The sequence below is a fragment of the Kitasatospora sp. NPDC093550 genome (genome assembly GCF_044764985.1).
GTDB lineage: Bacteria > Actinomycetota > Actinomycetes > Streptomycetales > Streptomycetaceae > Kitasatospora.
On the sequence record NZ_JBIWJF010000010.1, the window covers coordinates 1 to 24,387 of the forward strand.

The window sequence follows — 24,387 nt, forward strand, 5'->3', positions numbered from 1 at the left end:
CGCCCGGTTACATTCCGAACCCGGAAGCTAAGCCTCACAGCGCCGATGGTACTGCAGGGGGGACCCTGTGGGAGAGTAGGACGCCGCCGAACAATTCTTCGAGAGAAGCCCCCGCCGGGTGAACCGGACGGGGGCTTCTCTGTTGTAAGGTCAACGTGCATTGTCCTCACACGGTACAGGAGGCCCCCGGGTGGAGGTCCAGGAGACGCGGGTCCAGACCGATCGCGTCCTCACCATCCCCAACATGCTGAGCATGGGCCGGCTGGTCGGTGTTCCGCTGTTTCTCTGGCTCATTCTGTGGCCGGTGTTCGACGGGCCCAACAATGACGGCTGGGCGCTGCTGATCCTGGCGCTGAGTGGTGTCAGTGACTACCTGGACGGAAAGCTGGCCAGGCGGTGGGGGCAGATCAGTCGGGTGGGGCAGCTGCTGGATCCGCTGGCCGACCGGCTGTATGTCCTGTCCACGCTGGTCGGATTGACCTGGCGTGAGATTCTGCCGTGGTGGCTGACGGCGATTCTGCTGGCCCGGGAGCTGTTTATCGCCGCGCTGCTGCCCATTTTGAACAAGCACGGTTACGGGCCGCTGCAGGTGAGTTTCCTGGGGAAGGCCGCGACCTTCAATCTGATGTACGCGTTTCCGCTTCTGCTGCTCGGCAGCGTGGACAGCTGGATCGCGCGGCCGGCCGAGGTGGTGAGCTGGGCCTTCATCTGGTGGGGGACCGTGCTCTACTGGTGGGCCGCCATCCTCTACGCGGTTCAGGTGCGGCAGATCGTCAAGGGGAGTGCCGCGGGCTCGGCGTCCGCAGTCTGAGACGCGATCTGAGAGAAGCCCCACGCTCCATCGGTGCGTCGGACGATACCTTCCGGGTAGAGAACCCTCTGGAACGGTTTGATGGACCTGCTGGTCCACCACCGCGAAGGAGGACGCACCCGTAATGAAAGCCGTTGTAATGGCAGGGGGCGAGGGCACTCGACTCCGCCCGATGACCTCCAGCATGCCGAAGCCCCTGCTTCCGGTCGCCAATAGGCCGATCATGGAGCACGTGCTTCGGCTGCTGAAGCGGCACGGCCTCTCCGACACCGTCGTCACGGTCCAGTTCTTGGCGTCACTGGTCAAGAACTACTTCGGTGACGGCGAAGAGCTGGGCATGCATCTGACCTATGCCCACGAGGAGACGCCTCTCGGCACTGCGGGGAGTGTCAAGAACGCCGAGGACGCGCTCAAGGACGACTCCTTTCTGGTGATCTCCGGTGACGCGCTGACAGACTTCAACCTCTCCGAATTGATCGACTTTCACCGCAGCAAGAACGCCCTGGTCACCGTGTGTCTCACGAGGGTGCCCAATCCCCTGGAGTTCGGGATCACGATCACCGACGAGGAGGGCAGGGTCGAACGCTTCCTGGAGAAGCCGACCTGGGGGCAGGTCTTCTCCGACACGGTGAACACCGGTATCTACGTGATGGAACCCGAGGTCTTCGACTACGTCGCGGCGGGTGAGTCCGTCGACTGGTCGAGTGACGTCTTCCCGCAGCTGTTGAAGGAGGGCAAGCGGGTCTACGGGTACGTCGCCGAGGGCTACTGGGAGGACGTGGGCACCCACGAGAGCTACGGCAAGGCCCAGGCGGACGTCCTGGAGGGCAAGGTCGAGGTCGAGCTGGACGGGTTCGAGATCTCGCCCGGCGTCTGGGTCGCGGAGGGGGCCGAGGTGGACCCCGAGGCGGTGCTCCGCGGGCCGCTTTACATCGGGGACTACGCCAAGGTCGAGGCCGGCGTCGAGATCCGCGAGCACACCGTGCTGGGCAGCAACGTGGTCGTCAAGCGCGGCGCGTTCCTGCACAAGGCGGTGGTGCACGACAACGTGTACGTCGGGCCGCAGAGCAATCTGCGGGGCTGCGTGGTCGGCAAGAACACCGATGTGATGCGGGCCGCGCGGATCGAGGACGGCGCGGTGATCGGGGACGAGTGCCTGGTCGGCGAGGAGTCGATCATCGGGGCGAACGTCCGTGTGTACCCGTTCAAGACCATCGAGGCCGGCGCCGTCGTCAACACCTCGGTGATCTGGGAGTCGCGCGGCCAGGAGCACCTCTTCGGTCTGCGAGGCGTGTCCGGGATCCTGAACGTGGAGATCACCCCGGAGCTCGCCGTCCGGCTGGCCGGCGCCTACGCGACGACGCTGAAGAAGGGCGCCACCGTCACCATCGCGCGTGACCACTCGCGTGGTGCGCGTGCGCTCAAACGGGCGATGATCTCGGGGCTGCAGACCTCCGCCATTGACGTCCGCGACCTGGAGAACGTGCCGATGCCGGTGGCCCGGCAGCACACGGCGCGGGGGAGCGCGGGCGGGATCTTCCTGCGGACCACGCCGGGGGTGCCCGACTCGCTGGACATCCTGTTCTTCGACGAGCGCGGTGCGGACCTCTCGCAGGCCGGACAGCGCAAGCTCGACCGCGTCTACGCGCGCCAGGAGTACCGGCGGGCCTTCCCCGGCGAGATCGGGGACCTGACCTTCCCGTCCAGCGTCTTCGACTCCTACGCGGGCAACCTGCTGCGGACCGTCGACACCACCGGGGTCCGGGAGGCCGGGCTGAAGGTGGTCGTGGACACCGCGCACGGCAGCGCGGGGCTCGTCCTGCCGAGCATCCTCGGCCGGCTCGGCGTGGAGGCGCTCACCGTCTCCAGCGGGCTCGACGAGGCGCGGCCGACCGAGGACGCGGAGACCCGGCGGGCCGGGCTGGCCAGACTCGGCGAGCTGGTGGCCTCCTCCCGGGCGGCCTTCGGGGTCCGGTTCGACCCGGTCGGCGAGCGTGTGGCGTTCGTGGACGAGCTCGGCCGGGTGATCGACGACGACCGGGCGCTGCTGGTCCTGCTGGACCTGGTGGCGGCCGAGCGGCGCAGCGGGCAGGTGGCGCTGCCGGTGACCACGACCCGGATCGCCGAGCAGGTCGCCGCGTACCACGGCACCCAGGTCATCTGGACCACGACGACGCCGGACGACCTCGCGAAGGCGGCCTCCGCCGAGGGCACGGTGTTCGGCGGGGACGGGCGCGGCGGCTTCGTGGTGCCCGAGTTCAGCGGGGTGCTGGACGGGGCCGCGGCCTTCGTCCGGCTGGTCGGTCTGGTGGCGCGGACCCAGCTCACGCTGAGCCAGATCGACGCGCGGATCCCGCAGGCGCACATCCGGCGCCGGGACATCGCGACGCCGTGGGCGGCCAAGGGCATGGTCATGCGCTCGGTGGTGGAGGCGGCCGGCAGCCGTCGGCTGGACACCACCGACGGTGTCCGGGTGGTCGAGGCGGACGGGCGGTGGACGCTGGTGCTGCCGGACCCGGCGGAGGCGGTCACCCATCTGTGGGCGGAGGGCCCGGACGACGAGGCCACCGAGGCGCTGCTGGACGAGTGGGCGGCGGTGGTCGAGGGCGCCGGGCGGTGACGACGGGAGCCTGAGGGCGGAACGTCCCTGATCAGAGGGGCGCACGGCATGCTTCGTGCGCCCCTCTGTCTGTTTTCACCTCATTAGGGATGGTCCGTCGCTTCCGTCATGTGTGCAGCGTGTGTGCAGCTCAGGGGCCGTGCACGGGCCCCCTCGCGGCCATGGGACGATGGTCTCCATGCCAGCGACGCCGACACCGAGTGCCCCGAACGGGCGGTACAACCGCCCGGACGCCTCGATGTCCCTGCTGACCAATGTGATGGACCACAGCCTCGACGAGGGTTACGCCGAGGCGGCCGAGGCACGCGGTGGCGCCCGCGACAGCCGGATACCCGGCACGCTCCGGGGCCTGCTCACGCTCGGTGCCGGGCTGGCACTGGTCGGAGCGGTGGTGACGGTGGGCGCGGTGAACGCGCACAAGGCCGAGCCGACGCTGGCCAAGGAGCGGGACGCGTTGATCCAGCGGATCAACGACAGCAACACGTCGGCCGACCGCCTGCAGAAGCAGGTGCAGGAACTGCGGCGCAAGGTCGACAGCACGCAGCAGCAGGCGCTCGCCTCGGGGGACGGCGACGCCGGAGGCCTGACCGGGACGGTGGGCCTGGGGGAGGTCACCGGGCCCGGCGTGAAGCTGGTCCTGGAGGACGCCGCGGGGACGGGCCTGGGGGGCAACGTCGACCCGCGGGCGGGGCAGGGCTTCTCCAACAGCGGCCGGCTGCGGGACCGCGACCTGCAACTCGTGGTGAACGGTCTGTGGGGGTCGGGGGCCGAGGCCGTGGCGATCAACGGCCAGCGGCTGACCGCGCTCTCCGCGATCCGAGCCGCCGGCGAGGCGGTGCTGGTGGACAACCGACCGCTGGTGCCGCCGTACAACATCCAGGCGATCGGGGACGGACCGAAGCTCCTCACCGCCTTCGAGAACGACATGGCCGGCCAGTACCTGCGGCTGCTCCAGGAGAAGTACGGCATCAAGTCGACGCTCTCCACGCAGAAGAGCCTGACCCTGCCGGCGGCGGTGGGCGTCACGCTGCGGACCGCGCAACCGGCCACGCCCGAGCCCTCGCCGACGGCGACCGCCTCGGCCTCGACCACGCCGAGCGGATCGCCCCCGGCGGGCCCCGGAACCTCGGAGAGCCCGAGCGCGTCCGTCCCACAGCCGGCCACACCAAGCGCTTCACCATCCGCGACCAGCGGTGGTGCGACCCCCAAGCGGCGTCCGTCGACCGGATCCGCCAAGACCTCGACAGGAGCAGCCAGACCGTGATTGCCGTACTGGGTCTTGTGATCGGGGTGGTCGTCGGCCTCTTCGTCCAACCCGAGGTGCCGGACGCCGTCGTGCCCTACCTGCCGATCGCGGTGGTCGCGGCGCTGGACGCGGTCTTCGGTGGTGTCCGGGCGATGCTCGACGGCATCTTCAACGACAAGGTGTTCATCGTCTCGTTCCTGTCGAACGTGGTGGTCGCGGCACTGATCGTCTTCCTCGGTGACCAGCTGGGCGTGGGCTCGCAGCTGTCCACGGGTGTGGTCGTCGTCCTCGGCATCCGCATCTTCTCCAACGCGGCAGCGATCCGGCGCCATGTCTTCCGTGCCTGAGTCGGGCCGCGAGGAGGCGGTGGAGGAGCAGCAGGAGCGGACCGCCGAGAAGCCGATCGGTGAGGCCGCCGGGAAGGCTGCTGAGGAGGCGGCCCAGGAGGCTGCCGAGGCGGTGGCCGGGGCACCCGAGCCGGACGTGGCCTCGGAGGCCGACGAAGCCGCCGAGGAAGCCGCAGCGGGCGTCCCGGCGACCGGGGCCGAGGCGGACCGGGACGCGGCGGAGGAGAAGTCCGACGCCAAGGCTGAGCTTGAGGCCGACTCGACGCCGGAACCGACGCTCCGGCTGGTGAAGGCCGTCCGGCCCGAGCCCGAGCCCGAGCCCGAGCCGGCGCGCACGCCGACCGTGGACGCGGAGCCCGTCCCGGAGCCCGCCGCGAAGGTCGAGCCCGAGCCCGCGCCCGAGCCTCCGGCAGAGGAGACCGTGGAGCCGCCGGCCGCCATGGACCGGGGCGCCGGACGGCGCCGCCTCAAGGCCGCGCTGTGGCCGCCGCGGCTGTCGCGCGGTCAGCTCGTGGTGGCGCTGTTGCTGTTCTCGCTCGGACTCGGGCTGGCGATCCAGGTGCGGTCGACCAACGACCACCACAGCCAGTTGCGCGGGGCCCGCCAGGAGGACCTGGTCCGGATCCTCGACGAACTGGACAGCCGTCAGCAGCGTCTCCAGCAGGAGAAGGCGGAGCTGGAGCAGTCCCTGGCGAAGCTGGAGAACAGCTCCAACCAGGCCAAGGAGGCCCAGGAGCAGACCAGGAAGAAGGTGACGGAACTCGGTGTTCTCGCGGGTACCGTCAAAGCCACTGGTCCGGGCATCGTACTCACGGTCGATGATCCCCAAGGGCAGGTGAAGGCAGATATGCTGCTGGACACCCTGCAGGAACTTCGAGCGGCGGGGGCGGAGGCGATTCAGATCAACGATGTGCGCGTGGTGGTCAACACCTACTTCACCGACCTGTCGGGCGGCGGGGTGCAGATCGACGGGAAGAAGGCCTCGCAGCCCTATCGGTTCACCGTCGTGGGGAACCCGCAGGACCTGACGCCCGCGCTGAACATCCCGGGTGGTGTCGTCCGCACGCTGGAGAGCCACCAGGCGCGGGCGACGATCAGCCAGCAGCAGAAGGTGGTCGTCGACGCCCTCGTGGATCTGAAGACGCCGCAGTACGCCAAGCCGGCCTCGAAGTGACGGGGCGCCCGACGAACGGCCCGTCACGGGCCGGCGGAACCCGCTGCGGGCCGCCGCCGTCACGTGGGCGAGACTGGTTCGCACCAGTACGCTCCGGAGCAACAACCGCAGCAGCACCAACTGTCGGAGTACCACTCCAGCGGGCCCGAGCCGCAACCGGGCTCGCGGCCTGTCCGAGGTTCTCACCCTGCCCCGCGGGCGGGTCTGTCACACGCAAGGGGATTCGCCCGTGAGTTTCTTCTCGAAGTTGTTCGGTCGTAACAAGGACCGTGACGCGGCCGTCGTCGAGGCGCCGACCGCGCGGCACCGCCGGCCGGAGGACGAGCCCGCCGTGCCGGGCATGCGACCCGCCCCCGAGGCCGCGCCGTACGCCGGCCAGCAGATGTTCCGGGACGGTGGCGCCCAGTACGCGGGGAATCCGGCGGGCTACGGCGCGTCGGTTGACCCCTCCGGCGACCCGCGCATAGGTTTCCCGTCAGCACCCTCAACCTCTGGTGGAGGGTTTGCCCCGGACCCGTACGCCGGGCACAACCCGTCGGGTGTGCCGCGCCAGGAGGCTGTGAACATGGCTGGCCCCTCTCCGTGCCCCAGGTGCGGCAACCAGAACCCGGCCGCGGCCCGGTTCTGTTCCAACTGCGGTACGGCGCTGCGCGGCGGTCTGCTCCCGGAGGGGGCGGCGGAGACCACGTCGACCATCTCCATCTCCGGCCTGGAGTCGTACGACCCCAACACCACGACCGGCACTGGTGCCACGCCGGCCCTGTCGGCCGAGGTGCTGTCGGCGATCGACGCGCTCCCGCCGGGCTCGGCCCTGCTGATCGTGCAGCGCGGCCCCAACTCGGGCAGCCGCTTCCTGCTCGACTCCGACGTCACCACGGCGGGGCGTCACCCGCAGGGTGACATCTTCCTGGACGACGTCACGGTCTCGCGCCGCCACGTGGAGTTCCGCCGCACCCCGGCCGGCTTCAGCGTCGCCGACGTGGGCAGCCTCAACGGCACCTACGTGAACCGGGAGCGGATCGACGAGGTCGCGCTGAACAACGGCGACGAGGTCCAGATCGGGAAGTACCGGCTGGTGTTCTTCGCCGGCCACAACCGGGGGTACTGAAACCAACGTCGGCGGGAGCCCGAGTGAATACGAATACCCCTTCCTCTTCTCTCGGGGCGGCCACCCCAGCGTCGTCCGGTCCGCAGGCGGACCGCGGCGGGCGCGGGGTGGTCGCGGGCCCCAGGCAGCCGGGCCGCACGGAGCGGCCCGCCGGGCGGCGGCGCGGCGGCGACGAACTGCTGAGCATCGGCGCGGTCCTGGCCTTCCTGCGTGACGACTTCCCCGAGGTGACCATCTCGAAGATCCGCTTCCTGGAGGCGGAGGGGCTGGTCGAGCCGCAGCGCACGCCCTCGGGGTACCGCAAGTTCAGCCCGGCCGACGTCGACCGGCTGGCCTACGTCCTGCGGATGCAGCGGGACCACTACCTGCCGCTGCGGGTGATCCGCGAGCACCTGGACGCCATCGAGCGCGGTGAGAGCCCTCCCGCGCTGCCCCCCGCCGCCGACGCCCGGCCCGGGCCGATGGAGGAGGCGGACCGCGAGCTGGTGGCCGCCGGGGACGTCCCGTCCGGGGTCCGGCTGGGGCGCGCCGAACTGCTGGCGGCCGCCGAGGCCGGGGAGCGGGAGCTCGCCGAGTGGGAGTCGTACGGGCTGGTCGCGCCGGGCCCGGACGGCGGGTACGACGGGGAGGCGCTGCAGGTGGCCCGGCTGGTCGCCGAGCTCGGCCGGTACGGTCTGGAGCCGCGGCACCTGAGGGCCATGAAGGCGGCGGCGGACCGCGAGGTCGCGCTGGTCGAACAGGTCGTGGCGCCGCTGCGCCGGCACCGGAACCCGCAGACCAGGGCGCATGCCGAGGCGACCGCGCGGGAGCTCGCGACGCTGTCCGTACGGCTGCACGCGGCCATGGTCCAGGCCGGTCTGCGAACCCGCGGGTAGCCGCCGGGGCGGCCTCCGGACGGTGGGTGCACGGCGCTGACCAGCGGCGTCGGCTCTGCGCTTTCATATCCGGGACCGGAGCCATAGGGTTGCCTGTGTGAATGAGCTCGACGTCGTGGGTGTCCGAGTGGAGATGCCTTCCAACCAGCCGATCGTGCTGCTGCGGGAGGTCGGGGGAGATCGCTACCTGCCGATCTGGATCGGCCCCGGCGAGGCGACCGCGATCGCCTTCGCCCAGCAGGGCATGACTCCGGTGCGCCCGCTGACGCACGACCTGTTCAAGGACGTCCTGGAGGCGCTCGGCCAGCAGCTCACCGAGGTGCGGATCACCGATCTGCGGGAGGGCGTGTTCTACGCCGAGCTGGTGTTCGCCGGCGGGGTCGAGGTCAGTGCCCGGCCGTCCGACGCGATAGCGCTGGCGCTGCGGACCGGCACGCCGATCTACGGGAGCGAGGAGGTGCTCGCCGAGGCGGGCATCGCGATCCCGGACGAGCAGGAGGACGAGGTCGAGAAGTTCCGGGAGTTCCTGGACCAGGTCTCGCCCGAGGACTTCGGGGGCGGCGGCCCGCAGTAGCGCGGACGGGCGGTCGAGGTCCCGTCCGAGGGAGTCGTTCACGGGCCCGTTGACCCTGCGGCTCGCCGTTTTGCCAAAAACCGTCCGTCTACCCACACTAGGGGCACGAAAAACCACTCTCCTGAGTGATGTGGCTTGTCCGGCCCGGCGTGGCGATCGTTGACGGGTCATAGGGGACTGCCTACCGTCAGGAGTGGCTGTCCGGGTGGCCGATGCCCGCAGTCGGGTTGCCCGCAGCACAAGTGGACGGAGGCAGGCATGAGCAGCACCGGCGATGACGCGGTTGTGGGAGGCCTGTGCGCCGTGCACGTGCCGCGCACCGCTCGCCCTGTCGCGGACCTGCCCCGGATGACCCGGTTCCCGGCCGTGCAGCCGGGGCAGCCGGCCATCGAGCGGCTGGCCCCGACCTCCGAACTGATCGGCTTCCGCGGCCCGACGGCCTGCGCCGCCGCGGGTATCACCTACCGCCAGCTGGACTACTGGGCCCGCACCGGGCTGCTGGAGCCCAGCGTCCGGACGGCGTACCCGGCGACCAGCCAGCGGCTCTACAGCTTCCGCGACGTCCTGCTGCTCAAGATCGTGAAGCGGCTGCTCGACGCGGGCGTCTCGCTGCAGAACATCCGGGTGGCCGTCGCCCATCTGCAGGCCGCCGAGCAGGCGGACCTGGCCGGGATGACGCTGATGTGCGACGGCGCGACGGTGTACGAGTGCACCACGCCGCAGCAGGTGGTGGATCTGCTGAAGGGCGGTCAGGGAGTCTTCGGCATCGCGGTGGGAGCGGTCTGGCAGGAGCTGGAGCTCACCCTCGGGCGGCTGCACGCGGAGCGCACGGACACCGGCGAGACCCTGGTCGGGCAGGACCCGGCCGACGAGCTCGCCCAGCGGCGCAACCGGGCGGTCTGAGCAGGCGTTCGACGAGGCCGCGGGCCCGGACGGGGAACCGTTCGGACCCGCGGCCTCGTCGTGTTGCCTGGCGGACGATCGAGGGAGGGGCACATGGGGGTCGGCACGGGGACGGCGGGGTTGTTGCGGCGCAGGGCCGGACAGGCGCGGGCGCGGCTGCGGCAGCGCCGGACGCAGCGCAGGGTGTTCCAGGCCGGGACGCTGCTCTGCTCGCTGGCGCTGGTGCCGAGTGCCTGGCTGTGGCTCTCGGCGGGGGACCGGGTGGGCACCGTGGAGAGCGCGCCCTCGGCGCCGGTCGCGATGGTCTTCGGCGCCGGGCTGGACCAGGGCAAGCCCTCGCCGTACCTGGAGCACCGGTTGGTCGCCGCGGTGGACCTGTACCGGGAGGGCAAGGTGCGGGCGATCCTGGTGACCGGGGACAACGGGCGGGTCGAGTACGACGAGCCCGACGCGATGTACACGTACCTGACCGAGCACGGGGTGCCGGCGGAGCGGGTCGTCCGGGACTACGCGGGCTTCGACACCTGGGACTCCTGCACCCGGGCGCACCGGGTCTTCGGGGTGGACCGGGCGGTGCTGGTCAGCCAGGACTTCCACGTCCGGCGGGCGCTGGCGCTGTGCGAGGCGGCGGGCATCCGGTCGTACGCCGTCGGGGTGCCGGAGCTGCACGACGAGACCTGGCTGTACGGCGGGCTGCGCGAGGTCGCCGGGGCGGGCAAGGCGGCGGTCAACGCCTTGCTGCGGCCGGACCCGGTGTTCCTCGGGCCCAAGGAGGACGGCATCCCGAAGGCGCTGGCGGAGGCGGCGAAGAAGTAGCGGCGGGGGCCGGTGGTCGTCACCCGCCGCGCTCGCCAGCCGGCGGGCGCCCGGCCGGGTTCGTACGCACTGTCGGACCCGTGCGCGATGATCGGCGGGTGCGATCACTGCCGAGCATCATCCACCTCGACATGGACGCCTTCTTCGCGGCGGTGGAGCAGGCGGCCAAGCCGAGCCTGCGCGGCAAGCCGGTGATCGTCGGAGGGCTCGGCGGGCGCGGGGTGGTCTCCACGGCCTCGTACGAGGCGCGGAAGTTCGGGGTGCATTCGGCGATGCCGATGGCACAGGCGCGGCGGCTCTGCCCCAACGCGGCCTTCCTGTCCGGACGTTTCGAGGCCTACCGGCAGGTCAGCGAGATCGTGATGGGCCTGCTGCGGGAGCTGTCGCCGCTGGTGCAGCCATTGAGCCTGGACGAGGCCTTCGTGGACCTGGAGGCCGGCCCGTACGGCCCGGTGCTGGCCGAGACGGACCACGAGACCGGTGAGCGGCTGGTGCTCGCCCTGGCGGAGGACCTGCGGGCGGACATCCAGCGGCGGACCGGGCTGACCGGCTCGGTGGGGGCGGCCGGGTCGAAGCTGATGGCGAAGATCGCCTCCGAGCAGGCCAAGCCGGACGGTCTGGTACTGATCGAACCCGGGCAGGAGCGGGCCGTGCTCGGACCGATGCCGGTCCGGGCGCTGCCCGGGATCGGGCCGGCCACCGAACAGGTGCTGCGGCGCGCCGGACTGAGCACCGTGGCCGATCTCGCCGACGCGGGCGAGGCGGAGCTGGTGGCGCTGCTCGGGCGGGCGCACGGCGCCGGGATCCACCACATGGCGATAGGGCTGGACGAACGGCCGGTGGTGGCCGACCAGGACGCCAAGTCCGTCTCGGTGGAGGACACCTACGAGGTCGACCTGGCCGACCGGGACCGGGTGCTGCGCGAGGTGGAGGCGCTGGCAGCCCGGTGCGTGCGGCGGCTGCGGGGGGCCGGGCGCTCGGGGCGGACGGTGGTCCTCAAGGTCCGCCGCTTCGACTTCTCGACGCTGACCCGCTCGGAGACGCTCGGCGGCCCCACGGACGACGAGGCGGTGATCACCGCGACCGCGCGTCGGCTGGCCGAGCAGGTGGACATCACCGGCGGGGTCCGGCTGCTCGGCGTGGGCGTCGCCCAGCTCGCCGACTACACCCAGGAGGACCTGTTCGCGCAGGCCCTGCGGGAGGAGGCGGCGGAGCACGCGGAGGCGGCGGCCGAGGCCGAGGAGGCGGAGGAGGAGCCGGAGGCGGTGGTGCGGCGCTGGATGCCCGGACAGGACGTCCGGCACGAGGAGTTCGGGCCCGGGTGGGTGCAGGGCAGTGGCGTCGGGAGGGTCACCGTGCGGTTCGAGACGCCCTGGAGCGGGCCCGGGCGGGTGCGGACCTTCGCGGTGGACGACCCGGCGCTCGAACCGGCCCCGCCGCTGCCGCTGCGCCGCCGCGAGGAAGGGGAAGGGGACGGGGACGGGGATGCCGGTGGTGGGGCGGAGGCCGGCGTGGAGGACCGGCCGCAGGACGGGGGCTGAGACACGAAGACGGCCCCACCCGGTGGGGGGAGTACCGGGTGGGGCCGTATCACCGTGCCGGTCCCCGCACGTTCGTGATGCCCTCGCGACGTACGGGAGACCGGGGCCCCGCGCCCTGTCCCTGAGCGCGGGGGCCGGACGCCTCGTCAGGCGTCGGTCTTCACCAGCTTGTCGCTGGAGTCCTGCCGGGCCGCGCCGTCGACGACGGCCGACGGGGCGGCCGGCTTGACGGTGCGGATCAGGAACGGGACGGCACCGGCGATGATGCAGACCACGGCCGCGGTCCAGAACGCGTGCTTGTACGCGTCCAGGGTGGGCAGCGAGAGCGGGATCTGCGGCGGCAGCTTCATGGTGTCGCCGGTCAGGATGGCGGCCATGACGGCGGTGCCGATGGCGCCACCGACGGTGCGCAGCACCGAGTTCATGCCGTTGGCGATACCGCTCTGCTCGACCGGGACGGCGCCGTTGATGTAGGCCGGCATCGCGGCGAACGCGAGGCCCACACCGAGGCCGAAGATCGCCGAGGCGGTGTAGATGTCGCCCTCGTGGCTGTGCCGCACGGCGAGGTAGGCCATCGCGACGGCGCCGAGGACGCCACCGAGGACCAGCGGCAGACGGGGGCCGCGGCGGGCGATCAGCAGGGCGCCGACCGGGGCGGCGACCATCGAGCCGATCGCGGACGGCAGCAGCATGACGCCGGCGTGCAGGACGGTGGCGGTGAAGCCGTAGTGGGTCAGCTTCTCCGGGGTCTGGGCGAAGTTGCTGATGACCATGAAGGAGCCGTACATGCCGAAGCCGATGAGCAGGCCCGCCATGTTGGTGAAGGCCACGGCCGGGCGGGACATCATCTTCATGTCCACCAGGGGGTGCGCGACCTTGGTCTCGATGATGCCCCAGACCAGGGCGACCACGGCGGCGACGGCGAACAGGCCGAGGGTCTTGGTGGAGGTCCAGCCCCAGTGGTTGCCCTGGCTGACCGCGACCAGCAGCGCGGAGAGCCAGCCGGCCAGGGTGATCGCGCCGAGCGGGTCGGCGCCGCCGTCCTTGTCGGTGACCGGGTCGGACGGGACGCGGAAGGCGACCAGGGCCACCGCGATCAGGCCGAAGACCAGGCCCATCCAGAAGATCGACTTGTAGTTCCAGTGCTCCAGCAGGACACCGGTGGCGACCAGGCCGAGGCCGGAGCCGACGCCCATCGAGGCGCTGATGGCGGCGACGCCGCCGGTCACCTTCTGCTTGGGCAGCTCGTCGCGGACGATGCTGATCGCCAGCGGCATGACGCCACCGCCGGCGCCCTGCAGGACGCGGGCGACGATCAGCCAGGTGAAGGAGTGGGTGCTGACCGCCAGCGCCGAACCGGCGACCAGGCCGGCCAGCGAGATCAGCAGCATCGGCTTACGGCCCCGGAGGTCGCCGAAGCGGCCCAGGAGGGGAGTCAGCACAGCGGCGGAGAGCAGGTTGGCGGTCATCAGCCAGGCGATGCTGGAGGCCGAGACGCTCAGTTCCTTGGCCAGCGAGGGCAGGATCGGGACGACCGCGGTCTGCACCACGCTGAACGACAGCATCGCCAGGATGAGGGCCGGCAGGACCCGGGCGCTGCTCTGCTTCTCGGCCGCGGTGGTGGGCTGGGGTGCCTCACTCACGGTTGCTTCCTCCCGTACATAGTGAATGAACTGAAGTAACCATGCAGGGAGATACTTCAGAGTGTCAAATATCGAGTGGTTAAGCTTTGGCAAAGGGGGAGGGGCGGTGGGGCCGGGGCGGGCGCTTGCGGCGGGCTGCGGGGGTGGGGCATGGGGAAGGGCCACGGCTCTGGGAGTCGGGGCCCTTGGGGGGGTGGGAGTCAGGCGAGGGGGCGGAGGGAGCTCGGGCGGGCGGCTTCCGGGGTGGGGGTGGGGGACGTGGGGGCGGTGTCGTCGTGGATCTCGACGTGTTCGCGGCGGAGTTCCTCCCGGATCACCTCCTCGTCCGTGTAGCGCTCGACGACCAGCCGGACGCGCTCGATGGGCGCGAGGTACTTGCGGACCGCCGGGCGCTCCTCGCGGAGGGTGACCTCCTCGACGGCCTCGGCGATCTCCTTCTCGGTGAGGGAGGCGCGCTCGGCGTCGCTGACCGGCATCCGCTCGACCCGGACGCGCTCGCGGACCACCGGGACGCGGCGCTCGACCTGCTCGGTCGTCACGTACTTGCGCAGCTTCGCGGTGCCCACGTTGTGCCACTCCGTGGTGACCTCCAGCCGTTCCTCGCTGCAGGTGATCTCGATCGGGCTGCTGGGCGCGGACGAGTCGGCGGCGGCGGAGTGCACCGGGGCGGACGGCGCCACCGGTGCCGGATGCAGCTTCGCCTCCATGCTGGGTGCGGGGGAGGTCTCGGCGGCGACGGGGGTGGTCAGGGTCCGCATGTTGGCCTCCATGGCGGTTCTGGTGGTGGTCGAGGTGGTGGTGCCGGACTCCGAGGAGTGGAGGGCATGCGGTGGGGCGGCGACCGCGACGGCGGCCGGGGTGGTTCCGAAGTCGAGGTCGGGCTGTGCGGCCCGCTCGTGGTTCTCGTCGGCCGAGGGGTCGTCCGCCGGGGTGTCGAGGCCGTAGTAGCGGTAGAGCTGGAGCTCCTGGGCGGGGGACAGGTGCTGGCCCACGCCGAAGTCCGGGGACTCCTTGACCAGCGATTTGTCGTACGGAACCCGGAGCTCGTCGCCGGAGAACTCGCTCGTGGTGAGCGGGACGAAGGCGTCCCGGCCGAAGATGCCGGTCCGGACGGCGGCCCACTCGGGCTGGCCGGTGGCATCGTCGAGGTACACCTCGTCGACCGTGCCGATCTTGTCTCCGTTGCGGTCGACCGCCTTGTGGCCGATGAGGTCGCGGGGGTCGATGTCGGTCTGCACTCTTTCCTCCAGTGCGCTGAGCCTGCGGAACTCCCGCAGGGTCGGCGGCCGGAGCACCCGTCCTGTCCGCCAGTTCCCAACCAAATGCCATGAATCGGACGTGCGCGACCGGGGTGCGCCGGACGGGCTGCGCGCTGGGCCGTCCGGGGGACGCGCGTAGACCCGGGGTGACCGGAAGCACCCGTGATCGGAAGGCCTCCCGCTGGTACCCTGGGCGGCGACCGCAGAGCCCGCTCGGGAGAGTCTCCGACCGCGAAAACCGCTGGTCGGAGCGCCGAAGGAGCAACTCCTCCCCGGAATCTCTCAGGCATCCGTACCGTGTGGGGTAGGTCACTCTGGAAAGCAGGGCAGGAGTGTCGGCACGGAAGCCGGCGATCACCACCCTCACCGACGGTGCAAGCCGGCGGAGCGCCCACAGCGCGCCGTGCGGGCGAAGCTCTCAGGTCCCGATGACAGAGGGGGAGGCCTGTCGGGTCCGCCCGCCATCGCTGAGTCGCTGTCCGCAGCGGAAGGCCGGTCGGCGTGCGTACCCCCGCCGGTCCGTGACCAGGAGGCCTCGACCACCATGAACGCCCAGCCGAACGCGGGACGCCCCACCGGCGCCTCGACCCTCACCGAGCTTGAGCTGGCCAGTCCCTTCGAGAACCGCCACATCGGCCCCGACGCCGCCGCGCAGGAGAAGATGCTGGCGTCCGTCGGCTACGGCTCGCTGGACGAGCTCGCCGCGACCGCCGTGCCCGAGGCGATCCGCTCCATCACCGGCCTGGACCTGCCGGCCGGCCGGACCGAGGCCCAGGTCCTCGCCGAGCTGCGCGAGCTGGCCGGCCGCAACCAGGTGCTCCAGCCGATGATCGGCCTGGGCTACTACGGCACCTTCACCCCGCCGGTGATCCTGCGCAACGTCATGGAGAACCCGGCCTGGTACACCGCGTACACCCCGTACCAGCCGGAGATCTCGCAGGGCCGCCTGGAGGCGCTGCTCAACTTCCAGACCCTGGTCTCCGACCTGACCGGTCTGCCGACCTCCGGCTCCTCGCTGCTCGACGAGGGCACCGCGGCCGCCGAGGCGATGGCGCTGGCCCGCCGCGTCACCAAGGTCAAGGGCGGCGTCTTCCTGGTCGACGCCGAGACCCTCCCGCAGACCATCGCGGTGATCAACACCCGTGCGGTGCCGACCGGCGTCGAGGTCGTCGTCGCCGACCTGTCCGAGGGCATCCCGGCCGAGATCGCCGAGCGCGGCGTCTTCGGCGTGCTGCTGCAGTACCCGGGCGCCACCGGTGTGGTCCGCGACCTCGCCCCGGTCATCGAGCAGGCGCACGGCCTCGGCGCGATCGTCGCCGTCGCCGCCGACCTGCTGGCGCTGACCCTGCTCAAGTCCCCCGGCGCGCTGGGCGCCGACATCGCCTGCGGCACCTCGCAGCGCTTCGGCGTGCCGATGGGCTTCGGCGGCCCGCACGCCGGCTACCTCGCGGTGCGCGCCGAGTACGCCCGCTCGCTGCCCGGCCGTCTGGTCGGCGTCTCCGTCGACACCGAGGGCAACCGCGCCTACCGCCTGGCCCTGCAGACCCGTGAGCAGCACATCCGCCGCGAGAAGGCCACCAGCAACATCTGCACCGCCCAGGTGCTGCTGGCCGTGATGGCCTCGATGTACGCCGTGTACCACGGTCCGGACGGCCTGGCCGACATCGCCCGCCGCACCCACCGCTACGCCGCCGCCCTCGCCGAGGGCCTGCGGGCCGGTGGCGTCGAACTGCTGCACGGCGAGTTCTTCGACACCGTCACCGCCGTGGTGCCGGGCCGCGCCGCCGAGATCGCCGCCGCCGCCCGCGCCAACGGCATCAACGTCCACCAGGACGGCGCGGACCGGATCTCGATCTCCACCGACGAGACCACCACCCGCGAGCACCTGGCCGGTGTCTGGGCCGCGTTCGGCGTCGAGGCGGCCGAGGCCGCCGAGACCGCCGACGCGCTGCCCGCCGCGCTGCTGCGCGACGACGAGTACCTGACCCACCCGGTCTTCCACAGCCACCGCTCCGAGACCGCCATGCTGCGCTACCTGCGCCGCCTGTCGGACCGGGACTACGCGCTGGACCGCGGCATGATCCCGCTGGGCTCCTGCACCATGAAGCTCAACGCGACCACCGAGATGGAGGCCGTGACCTGGCCGGAGTTCGGCCAGCTGCACCCCTTCGCCCCGATCGACCAGGCCCAGGGCTACCTGACGCTGATCCGCCAGCTGGAGCAGCAGCTCGTCGAGGTGACCGGCTACGACGCCGTGTCGATCCAGCCGAACGCGGGCTCGCAGGGCGAGCTGGCCGGCCTGCTGGCCGTCCGCGCCTACCACCACGCCAATGGCGACACCCAGCGCGACGTCTGCCTGATCCCGTCCTCCGCGCACGGCACCAACGCCGCCTCCGCGGTGATGGCCGGCATGCGCGTCGTCGTGGTGAAGACCCTGGTCGACGGCGACGTGGACGTCGAGGACCTGAAGGCCAAGATCGAGCAGCACCGTGACAGCCTGTCGGTGCTGATGGTCACCTACCCGTCGACCCACGGCGTGTACGAGACCCAGATCACCGAGATCTGCGCCCTGGTGCACGAGGCCGGCGGCCAGGTGTACGTGGACGGCGCCAACCTGAACGCCCTGGTCGGCCTCGCCAAGCCGGGCAAGTTCGGTGCGGACGTCTCGCACCTGAACCTGCACAAGACCTTCTGCATCCCGCACGGCGGTGGCGGCCCGGGCGTCGGCCCGGTCGCGGTGCGCGCCCACCTGGCGCCGTACCTGCCGAACCACCCGCTGCAGGCGGAGGCCGGCCCGGCCACCGGTGTCGGCCCGATCTCGGCCGCGCCGTGGGGCTCGGCGGCGATCCTGCCGATCTCCTGGGCGTACGTCCGGCTGATGGGCGGCGAGGGCCTCAAGCACGCGACCCAGGTCGCGGTGCTGAACGCCAACTACATCGCCAAGCGCCTGGCGCCGCACTTCCCGGTGCTCTACACCGGTCCGGGCGGGCTGGTCGCGCACGAGTGCATCATCGACCTGCGTCCGCTGACCAAGGAGACGGGCGTGACGGTGGACGACATCGCCAAGCGCCTGATCGACTACGGCTTCCACGCGCCGACGATGTCCTTCCCGGTGGCCGGCACGCTGATGATCGAGCCGACCGAGTCCGAGGACCTGCACGAGATCGACCGGTTCTGCGACACGATGATCGCGATCCGGGCCGAGATCGACAAGGTCGGCTCGGGCGAGTGGGCGGCCGAGGACAACCCGCTGCGCAACGCCCCGCACACCGCCGCCGCGCTGGCCGGCGACTGGGCGCACGGCTACTCGCGGCAGGAGGCCGTCTTCCCGGCGGGCGTGAACCCGGCGGACAAGTACTGGCCGCCGGTGAGCCGGATCGACGGGGCGTACGGCGACCGCAACCTCGTCTGCTCCTGCCCGCCGCTGGACGAGTACGGCGTCTGACGGACCCGCTCGTCAGGTAGTCGGGTAGTCAGGTAGTTCGGGCGAAGGGCTGGGCCCCGGCGGAACGTTCCGCCGGGGCCCAGCCCTTCGCCCGTCTCGTTCTCCCTGTGGCGGCTGCCCCCCGCCGGACGGCCGGACCGTGCGGTCAGGCCGTGCGGTCAGGCCGTGCGGTCAGGCCGCGTGGGCGACGGGGCGGCGCGGGGCGATGACCCGGCCGTCGGGCAGCAGCTCTCCGGTGTCCTCGAAGAGCAGGACGCCGTTGCAGAGCAGGCTCCAGCCCTGCTCCGGGTGGCAGGCCACCGAGACGGCCGCCTCGCGGTCCTCGGACTCGGCCGACGGGCACTCAGGACGGTGCTGGCACATACGCGTACCCTCGCTTCGCTCTGCGATCCTCCCCGTGGTGCGGTCGCCGGAGGTCGTGCCCTCCGGGGCCGCCGCGGTAGTCGGATCCTGTCCGCACGCCGACCAGGTGTTGACCGGCGTTCAAGTGGGTAGGACAGGTGGTCCTTCCACGCTGGTTCCCAGTGTCGGCATCTGCGGACGTGCTCGCAGGGATTTCGTGACATGCGCCACAACTCCCGGGAAGAGATCACCCGTTCAGGTGGGGCCGGGGGGAAATCGCGCACCGGTGGGCCAGGCGGGGGATGGCCCGATCGGGCCATGGCGGGTGCTTCGTCCAGGTGGTCGCCGTTCGGGTGGCGCGCCCCGGTGCCGGGCGCGCGGGCACGACGGAGGGCCGCCGGGCGGGTGGTCCGGCGGCCCGCGCGGATGCGGGTGGTTCAGGAGGTGCCGAGCAGCAGCGGCCGGGCCAGCGGGGCGCGGGCGAGCAGCGGGAGCAGTTCGGCGGCCGGGTAGGCCCGGTGGGCGGTGACGCCGAGCGGGGCCGGGGCGAGCGGGATCAGCAGGTCGGCGGCCGGGCCGGTGTCGGGGCTGTGCAGCCAGAGGGCCGTCGCGTACTGGCCGGGGAAGGTCAGCAGCCGGGGCTGCTGGCGGATCCGGGAGGCCTGGGCGAGCTGCCAGGCCTCGCGCAGCGCCCGGACCGTCGAGTCCAGGTAGGGGCCCGCGGTGAAGTGGGAGAAGGTGTGCCCCTCGACGCCCTGCACCACTTCGGCCGCGGCGGCGACGTCGGCGCCGTCCTTGATCAGGAAGCGCCAGCCGGTGCGGCGGGCGGCGGGCAGTTCGGGGCGCGGGCCGTCCAGGACGTGCACCGCGAGCGGATGGGCGGGGACCAGTGGGCCGGCCGGATGGCGCAGCGCTGCGGCGGCGGGCTGACGCAGCGCGGTCTCCGAGTCGAGTGCGCCCAGGACCGCGCGCAGCGCGCTCGGTGGGGGCTGGGGGGTCTGCAGAGTCATGGCGGGGACCGCCTCTCCAAGCGAGATCGGCGTGCGAGTGCGGCATACCGGCATGGCTGGCGCGTCTTCGCTGACGGGGCCCGGCCGTGTCCGGTTGTGCAGGATCGCGGTGCCGGCGCGGTCGTCGCCGTCGACGAGGGGTTCGGGGCGGGAACGGACCGGCCGGAGCGCTGTGCGAATTCCATCGAACAGATGCGCAGGGTGATCTGTTTATCACAGGCGGTGGCGCCGAGCAAGTCTGCACATGGTCTGAATTTCCGTCAGATGCCTTGCAATGCAAGCCAGTACAAGCATTCGGGTATCGATCTTCGAGGTGGGCATGATGCTTGCACGGTCGGTCGGCCGGTGGCTCAACGGGGTGTCTCAGGAGGAGGGGACCGTGGGCGAGAAGGTCGTCGCGACTCGGGCGGATCTGGCGGACCGGCAGCTGTACCGGCGCAAGCTCCAGGCCTGTCAGGAGGCGCTCGGGCGGATGCTGCGGGAGGAGCGCTTCGACCGGCCGCGGGCGGTGATGGGCCTGGAGATCGAGCTCAACCTGGCCGACGAGCAGGGCCTGCCGGCCATGAACAACGCCCGGGTGCTGAGCGAGATCGGCTCCAGCGACTTCCAGACCGAGCTGGGCAAGTTCAACATCGAGGTCAACATCACGCCGCACCGGCTGTGCGGGCACGTCTTCGAGGAGCTGCGCGAGGAGATCGACACCGGGCTGCGCTACGCCGACCGGCGGGCCGCCGCGGCCGGGGCGCGGATCGTCATGGTGGGCATCCTGCCGACCCTGGAACACGCCCACACCGGGCTGGACGCGATGAGCCACAACCAGCGGTACTCCCTGCTCAGCGACCAGATCCTGGCCGCGCGCGGGGAGGAGATCGCGCTCGACATCGAAGGTGTCGAGCACCTCCAGCTGGAATCCATCACCATGGTCGCCGAGGCCGCCGCGACCTCGCTGCAGCTGCACCTCCAGGTGACCCCGGAGCGCTTCTCCTCGGTGTGGAACGCCGCCCAGGCGCTCTGCGGGCCGCAGCTCGCGCTGGGCGCGAACTCCCCGTTCCTGTTCGGACGGGAGCTGTGGCGGGAGACCCGGCCGGTGCTGTTCCAGCAGGCCTGTGACACCCGTTCGGCCGAGCTCAAGGCGCAGGGCGTGCGCCCCATCACCTGGTTCGGCGAGCGCTGGGTGGACTCGGCCTACGACCTGTTCGAGGAGAACCTGCGGTACTTCCCCGCGCTGCTGCCGATCTGCGACGACGAGGACCCGCTGAAGGTGCTCGCCTCCGGGGGCGCGCCCAAGCTCGCCGAGATGCGGCTGCACAACGGCACCATCTACCGCTGGAACCGGCCGATCTACGACGTCGCGGGCGGGGTGGCGCACCTGCGGGTGGAGAACCGGGCGCTGCCGGCCGGGCCGACGGTGGCCGACACACTGGCCAACGCCGCCTTCTACTACGGGCTGGTGCGGGTGCTCGCCGAGCAGCCCCGGCCGGTGTGGACCCGGCTGCCGTTCGAGCGGGCGGACGAGAACTTCCGGCAGGGCGCCCGGTACGGCATCGACGCGGTGTTCCAGTGGCCGCGCCCCGGACGCGCCGGACGCGGCGGCGGGCTGCAGACGATCTCCGCCGTCGACCTGGTGCTGGGCGAGCTGCTGCCGATGGCCTACCAGGGCCTCGACGAATGGGGCGTGGAGCCCGCCGACCGGGACCGCTACCTGGGCATCATCGAGCAGCGCTGCCTGCGCCGCACCAACGGCGCGTCCTGGCAGAGCGCGACCTTCCACCGGCTGCGCGAGCAGTACCGGATGGACCGTCCGGCCGCGCTCGCGGCGATGACCCGGCGCTACGCCGAGCACATGCGCGGTGGGGAGCCGGTGCACACCTGGCCGGTCGGTTAGGGACGGGACGCCGCGCACCCGGCCGGCGGGCCGAACGGGGCGCTGTGTCAGGATGATCGCTCCGGCGGTCGGCCGACGGCCGGAGCGACCGTCCGTTCGCTGGAGCCCCCGTGACCACCGTCCCGACCGCGCCGGAGACCGAGCAGCCCACCCGGCGGCTGCTCGGGGCGGAGTTGCTGATCGTCCTCGGCCTCTCGCTCGGGGCCAGCGGGATCAGCGCGCTGATCAGCTTCGCGGGCTCGCTCACCGAGCCGATCAAGCTCGGCCAGCAGGTCGCCACGCTGAACGGTTCGCGCGCGCCCGGGCGGCCCTGGCTGGACCTGGTGTGGCAGCTGTACTACATCGGGCGCGGTCTGATGCCGGTGGTGCTGGTCGGCTACCTGCTGGTGCGCGAGGGCGTCACGCTGCGGGTGCTGGGCTTCGACCTCGGGCAGAAGCTGCGCGACCTCGGCCGGGGTGCCGCCGTCGCGGCCGCGATCGGCGGGTCGGGGCTGGTGCTGTACCTGGCCTCGCAGGCGGCCGGGTACAACCTGACGGTGGCGCCCTCGGGGTTGCCGGACGTCTGGTGGCGGGTGCCGGTGCTGGTGCTGTCGGCCTGGCAGAACGCCGTTCTCGAAGAGGTCGTCGTGCTCGGCTACCTGCTGCGGCGGGTGCGGCAGTGGGGGTGGTCCTGGCCGGCCGCGGTGGTGGCCAGCTCGGTGCTGCGCGGTTCGTACCACCTGTACCAGGGGGTCGGCGGGCTGGTCGGCAACATGGTGATGGGGGCGGTGTTCTGCCTGCTGTACCGGCGTTGGGGGCGGGTGATGCCGCTGGTGGTGGCGCACGCGCTGATCGACACGGTCGCCTTCGTCGGGTACGCCCTGCTCGCCGGACACGTCAGCTGGCTGCCGACCCCCTGAGCGCCCTGCCCGTGAGGGCGTGGGCTCGTGGCGGGCGGGCCAGCAGCCGGTCCACGTGCCACCGCTCCAGGCCCTGGCCGGGGTCGATCCGCAGCAGCAGGCGGTCGCGTCGCCAGAGCGACTTGCGCAGCAGCCGGCCGGGGATGACGTCGTCCACCCAGGCGAACGGACGGCCCCCGGCGTAGCGCAGCAGCGGGGCCCACTTCTGGGCGGAGAACAGCTCCATCAGCGGGACGCGCGGATCGCCGGGCCGCGGGACGTAGCCGCTGAGGCGGACCACCGGGAGCGGGTCCAGGCCGAGCGCCGGGGCGACGTGGGTGTTGGCGTGCTCCTCCCAGGTGGTGGCCCAGACGAGTTCGTACCCGTCGGCGAGCTCGCGCAGCCACGCGCCGTGCCGGGCGGACAGCAGGACGGCGTAACCGAACAGGGTGTGGGTGTCGAACCCGGCGTCCGGATGCGGGCAGACGGGGTTCAGGACGCCGTCGACGTCCAGGAACAGCAGGGGCTTCGGCACCGGTGGCCTCCCAGATCGCTCGCGCTTGCCACCTGTTCGGACGAATCACCCGTACCGCCGGTTGCTCGCCGGTGGGCGCACGCGGGGCGCACGAGGCGCTCACGACGTGGACACGGGCGTGGCGGCGGGCTCCGGTGCGTCGGTCGTGCCACGGCGGCCGAGCCGGCGCACCTGGGGGTCGAGCAGGACCGCCGCGCTGAGCACCAGGCAGACGACGGCGCACGTCCACAGCGCCCCGTCGAGGCCGAGGGCCACGGCGGCCGGGCCGGCCAGCGCGGTGCCGACCGGGGCGAGCGAGAAGGAGCCCAGCTCGTCGTACGCGGAGACCCGGGAGAACACCTCCTCCGGGATCTCCTGCCGCAGCGCGACCATCCAGTTGACGCCGAAGACGGTGACGCCGGCGCCGGAGAGGAACATCGCGGCGATCAGCAGTGGCAGCGGTACGGCGGCGGCGAGGGCGAGCGCGGGCACCCCGAACAGGAACACGCCCCAGTTGCCGGCCAGCAGGATCCGCCGGGGCCGCCAGCGCGCCATCAGCAGACCGGCGGCCACCAGGCCCGCGCCGTACGCGGACATCGCCAGGCCCCAGGCGCCCGCGCCGCCGAGCCGCTCCTTGGCGACGGCCGGCCCGTACACCGACTCGACCGCGCCGACGCAGGCGACCAGGACGGAGAACTGCGCCACGACCACCCAGAGCCAGCGGCGGGAGGCGAACTCCCGCCAGCCCTCGCGCAGGTCGCGCAGCATGCCGCCGCCGGAGGGGGCGGGGGCGCGCTCGGGCTCCAGGAAGAAGCGCAGCGCGGCGGCGATCAGGAAGCAGAGGGCGTCCAGGGCGAGCACCCAGCCGGGGCCGAAGGCGGCGGTGAGCGCCCCGCCGAGGGCGGCGCCGCCGATCTGGGAGGCGTTCTGGCCCATCCGGAAGACCGAGAAGGCACGGGCGGCGTGCTCCTGCGGGACGGCCTGCATGATCATGCCGCCGGAGGCGGGCGAGTAGAGCGCGTAGCCGGCGCCGCCGGCGGCGGAGAGCAGGAGCAGGTGCCAGAGCTGCGCCGCCCCGGTGAGGACCAGCGCGGCAAGGACGGCCTGGGAGGCGCCGCTGAACAGGTTGGCGGCGACCATGATCCGGTGCCGCGGCAGGCGGTCGGCGAGCGCGCCGCCGAGCACCAGGAGCAGCACGGTGGGCAGCAGGCGGGCGGCGGTGACGTAGCCGACCTCGGTGGTGGTGCCGCCGCTGCCGAGGACGGCGAAGGCGGTGGCGATCGGGGCGCCGGCGTTGCCCAGGCCACTGATCACGGTGGCGGCGCCCTGGATGCGGAAGTTGCGGCTCGCCCAGGCGAAGCGACGGGGGTGCGGGGGTGGGGTCGGCACCCGGTGA

The 24,387-nt window shown here is 72.1% G+C and carries 20 protein-coding genes, 1 rRNA gene and 1 riboswitch; of the genes, 15 read left to right on the forward strand and 6 right to left on the reverse strand.

Features of this window, described 5'->3' with window-relative positions:
• From rrf to ACIRD3_RS17750, 12 genes are all read left to right on the forward strand, one after another.
• Positions 1–92: ribosomal RNA gene (rrf, locus tag ACIRD3_RS17695) — 5S ribosomal RNA — on the forward strand; the annotation flags it as partial.
• 98 nt (positions 93–190) lie between these two features.
• Positions 191–811 carry a CDP-diacylglycerol--glycerol-3-phosphate 3-phosphatidyltransferase gene (gene pgsA, locus ACIRD3_RS17700; protein ID WP_402217079.1) on the forward strand — a complete coding sequence of 207 codons (621 nt, stop codon included), beginning with the start codon at positions 191–193 and terminating at the stop codon, positions 809–811.
• A gap of 124 nt (positions 812–935) precedes the next feature.
• Entirely contained in the window at positions 936–3,431 is a 2,496-nt protein-coding gene (locus ACIRD3_RS17705; RefSeq protein ID WP_402217082.1) for a sugar phosphate nucleotidyltransferase, read from the forward strand.
• A gap of 178 nt (positions 3,432–3,609) precedes the next feature.
• Positions 3,610–4,695, forward strand: coding sequence for a DUF881 domain-containing protein (locus ACIRD3_RS17710; RefSeq protein ID WP_402217085.1), 1,086 nt, complete (start codon positions 3,610–3,612; stop codon positions 4,693–4,695).
• Entirely contained in the window at positions 4,692–5,024 is a 333-nt protein-coding gene (locus tag ACIRD3_RS17715) for a small basic family protein (RefSeq protein WP_030062488.1), read from the forward strand. The genes ACIRD3_RS17710 and ACIRD3_RS17715 overlap by 4 nt, the downstream gene beginning before the upstream one ends.
• Positions 5,017–6,198 (forward strand): DUF881 domain-containing protein, encoded by a 1,182-nt coding sequence (locus ACIRD3_RS17720; RefSeq protein WP_402217089.1) that lies wholly within the window; start codon positions 5,017–5,019, stop codon positions 6,196–6,198. The genes ACIRD3_RS17715 and ACIRD3_RS17720 overlap by 8 nt, the downstream gene beginning before the upstream one ends.
• Before the next feature lie 565 nt (positions 6,199–6,763).
• Positions 6,764–7,306 carry an FHA domain-containing protein gene (locus ACIRD3_RS17725; protein ID WP_402217092.1) on the forward strand — a complete coding sequence of 181 codons (543 nt, stop codon included), beginning with the start codon at positions 6,764–6,766 and terminating at the stop codon, positions 7,304–7,306.
• Positions 7,307–7,485: 179 nt separating this feature from the next.
• Complete coding sequence (locus ACIRD3_RS17730; RefSeq protein ID WP_402217704.1) at positions 7,486–8,181, forward strand: MerR family transcriptional regulator; 696 nt, start codon at positions 7,486–7,488, stop codon at positions 8,179–8,181.
• 97 nt (positions 8,182–8,278) lie between these two features.
• A complete protein-coding gene (locus ACIRD3_RS17735; protein ID WP_030062493.1) occupies positions 8,279–8,755 on the forward strand; it encodes a bifunctional nuclease family protein in 477 nt (158 codons plus the stop codon).
• Between the two features lie 258 nt (positions 8,756–9,013).
• Entirely contained in the window at positions 9,014–9,658 is a 645-nt protein-coding gene (locus ACIRD3_RS17740; RefSeq protein WP_402217095.1) for a MerR family transcriptional regulator, read from the forward strand.
• Between the two features lie 93 nt (positions 9,659–9,751).
• Complete coding sequence (locus tag ACIRD3_RS17745; RefSeq protein ID WP_402217098.1) at positions 9,752–10,474, forward strand: vancomycin high temperature exclusion protein; 723 nt, start codon at positions 9,752–9,754, stop codon at positions 10,472–10,474.
• Between the two features lie 98 nt (positions 10,475–10,572).
• Positions 10,573–12,015, forward strand: coding sequence for a DNA polymerase IV (locus ACIRD3_RS17750; RefSeq protein ID WP_402217101.1), 1,443 nt, complete (start codon positions 10,573–10,575; stop codon positions 12,013–12,015).
• Positions 12,016–12,161: 146 nt separating this feature from the next.
• Here the strand turns inward: ACIRD3_RS17750 and ACIRD3_RS17755 are convergent, their stop codons facing one another.
• Together ACIRD3_RS17755 and ACIRD3_RS17760 are read right to left on the reverse strand one after the other, a co-directional pair.
• Entirely contained in the window at positions 12,162–13,658 is a 1,497-nt protein-coding gene (locus ACIRD3_RS17755; protein WP_402217104.1) for an MFS transporter, read from the reverse strand.
• 200 nt (positions 13,659–13,858) lie between these two features.
• Positions 13,859–14,953: a PRC and DUF2382 domain-containing protein gene (locus ACIRD3_RS17760; protein ID WP_402217107.1), complete on the reverse strand. Its 1,095-nt coding sequence runs from the start codon at positions 14,951–14,953 to the stop codon at positions 13,859–13,861.
• Positions 14,954–15,121: 168 nt separating this feature from the next.
• A riboswitch (glycine riboswitch) is annotated at positions 15,122–15,225 on the forward strand.
• A 236-nt stretch (positions 15,226–15,461) separates the two neighbouring features.
• Between ACIRD3_RS17760 and gcvP the strand changes: the two genes are divergently transcribed.
• Complete coding sequence (gene gcvP / locus ACIRD3_RS17765) at positions 15,462–18,362, forward strand: aminomethyl-transferring glycine dehydrogenase (protein WP_402217110.1); 2,901 nt, start codon at positions 15,462–15,464, stop codon at positions 18,360–18,362.
• 171 nt (positions 18,363–18,533) lie between these two features.
• Here the strand turns inward: gcvP and ACIRD3_RS17770 are convergent, their stop codons facing one another.
• Entirely contained in the window at positions 18,534–18,725 is a 192-nt protein-coding gene (locus ACIRD3_RS17770) for a DUF5999 family protein (RefSeq protein WP_402217112.1), read from the reverse strand.
• A 416-nt stretch (positions 18,726–19,141) separates the two neighbouring features.
• Complete coding sequence (locus ACIRD3_RS17775) at positions 19,142–19,714, reverse strand: hypothetical protein (protein WP_402217114.1); 573 nt, start codon at positions 19,712–19,714, stop codon at positions 19,142–19,144.
• Positions 19,715–20,093: 379 nt separating this feature from the next.
• Between ACIRD3_RS17775 and ACIRD3_RS17780 the strand changes: the two genes are divergently transcribed.
• Entirely contained in the window at positions 20,094–21,599 is a 1,506-nt protein-coding gene (locus ACIRD3_RS17780; protein ID WP_402217117.1) for a glutamate--cysteine ligase, read from the forward strand.
• Positions 21,600–21,709: 110 nt separating this feature from the next.
• Entirely contained in the window at positions 21,710–22,498 is a 789-nt protein-coding gene (locus ACIRD3_RS17785) for a CPBP family intramembrane glutamic endopeptidase (protein ID WP_402217119.1), read from the forward strand.
• On the opposite strand, the gene ACIRD3_RS17790 is transcribed toward ACIRD3_RS17785, so the two are convergent.
• Positions 22,476–23,012 (reverse strand): HAD domain-containing protein, encoded by a 537-nt coding sequence (locus ACIRD3_RS17790; protein ID WP_402217122.1) that lies wholly within the window; start codon positions 23,010–23,012, stop codon positions 22,476–22,478. The two genes, ACIRD3_RS17785 and ACIRD3_RS17790, sit on opposite strands and share 23 nt — an antisense overlap.
• A 99-nt stretch (positions 23,013–23,111) precedes the next feature.
• Positions 23,112–24,380: an MFS transporter gene (locus ACIRD3_RS17795; RefSeq protein ID WP_402217125.1), complete on the reverse strand. Its 1,269-nt coding sequence runs from the start codon at positions 24,378–24,380 to the stop codon at positions 23,112–23,114.
• Between the last annotated feature and the right edge of the window lie 7 nt (positions 24,381–24,387).

Excerpts from the sequence above, each read along its gene's own strand:
- ACIRD3_RS17705 (WP_402217082.1), top strand. The coding sequence starts at position 936 with ATGAAAGCCGTTGTAATGGCAGGGGGCGAGGGCACTCGACTCCGCCCG.
- ACIRD3_RS17710 (WP_402217085.1), top strand. The coding sequence starts at position 3,610 with ATGCCAGCGACGCCGACACCGAGTGCCCCGAACGGGCGGTACAACCGC.
- ACIRD3_RS17725 (WP_402217092.1), top strand. The coding sequence starts at position 6,764 with ATGGCTGGCCCCTCTCCGTGCCCCAGGTGCGGCAACCAGAACCCGGCC.
- ACIRD3_RS17740 (WP_402217095.1), top strand. The coding sequence starts at position 9,014 with ATGAGCAGCACCGGCGATGACGCGGTTGTGGGAGGCCTGTGCGCCGTG.
- ACIRD3_RS17745 (WP_402217098.1), top strand. The coding sequence starts at position 9,752 with ATGGGGGTCGGCACGGGGACGGCGGGGTTGTTGCGGCGCAGGGCCGGA.
- gcvP (WP_402217110.1), top strand. The coding sequence starts at position 15,462 with ATGAACGCCCAGCCGAACGCGGGACGCCCCACCGGCGCCTCGACCCTC.
- ACIRD3_RS17770 (WP_402217112.1), bottom strand. The coding sequence starts at position 18,725 with ATGTGCCAGCACCGTCCTGAGTGCCCGTCGGCCGAGTCCGAGGACCGC.
- ACIRD3_RS17775 (WP_402217114.1), bottom strand. The coding sequence starts at position 19,714 with ATGACTCTGCAGACCCCCCAGCCCCCACCGAGCGCGCTGCGCGCGGTC.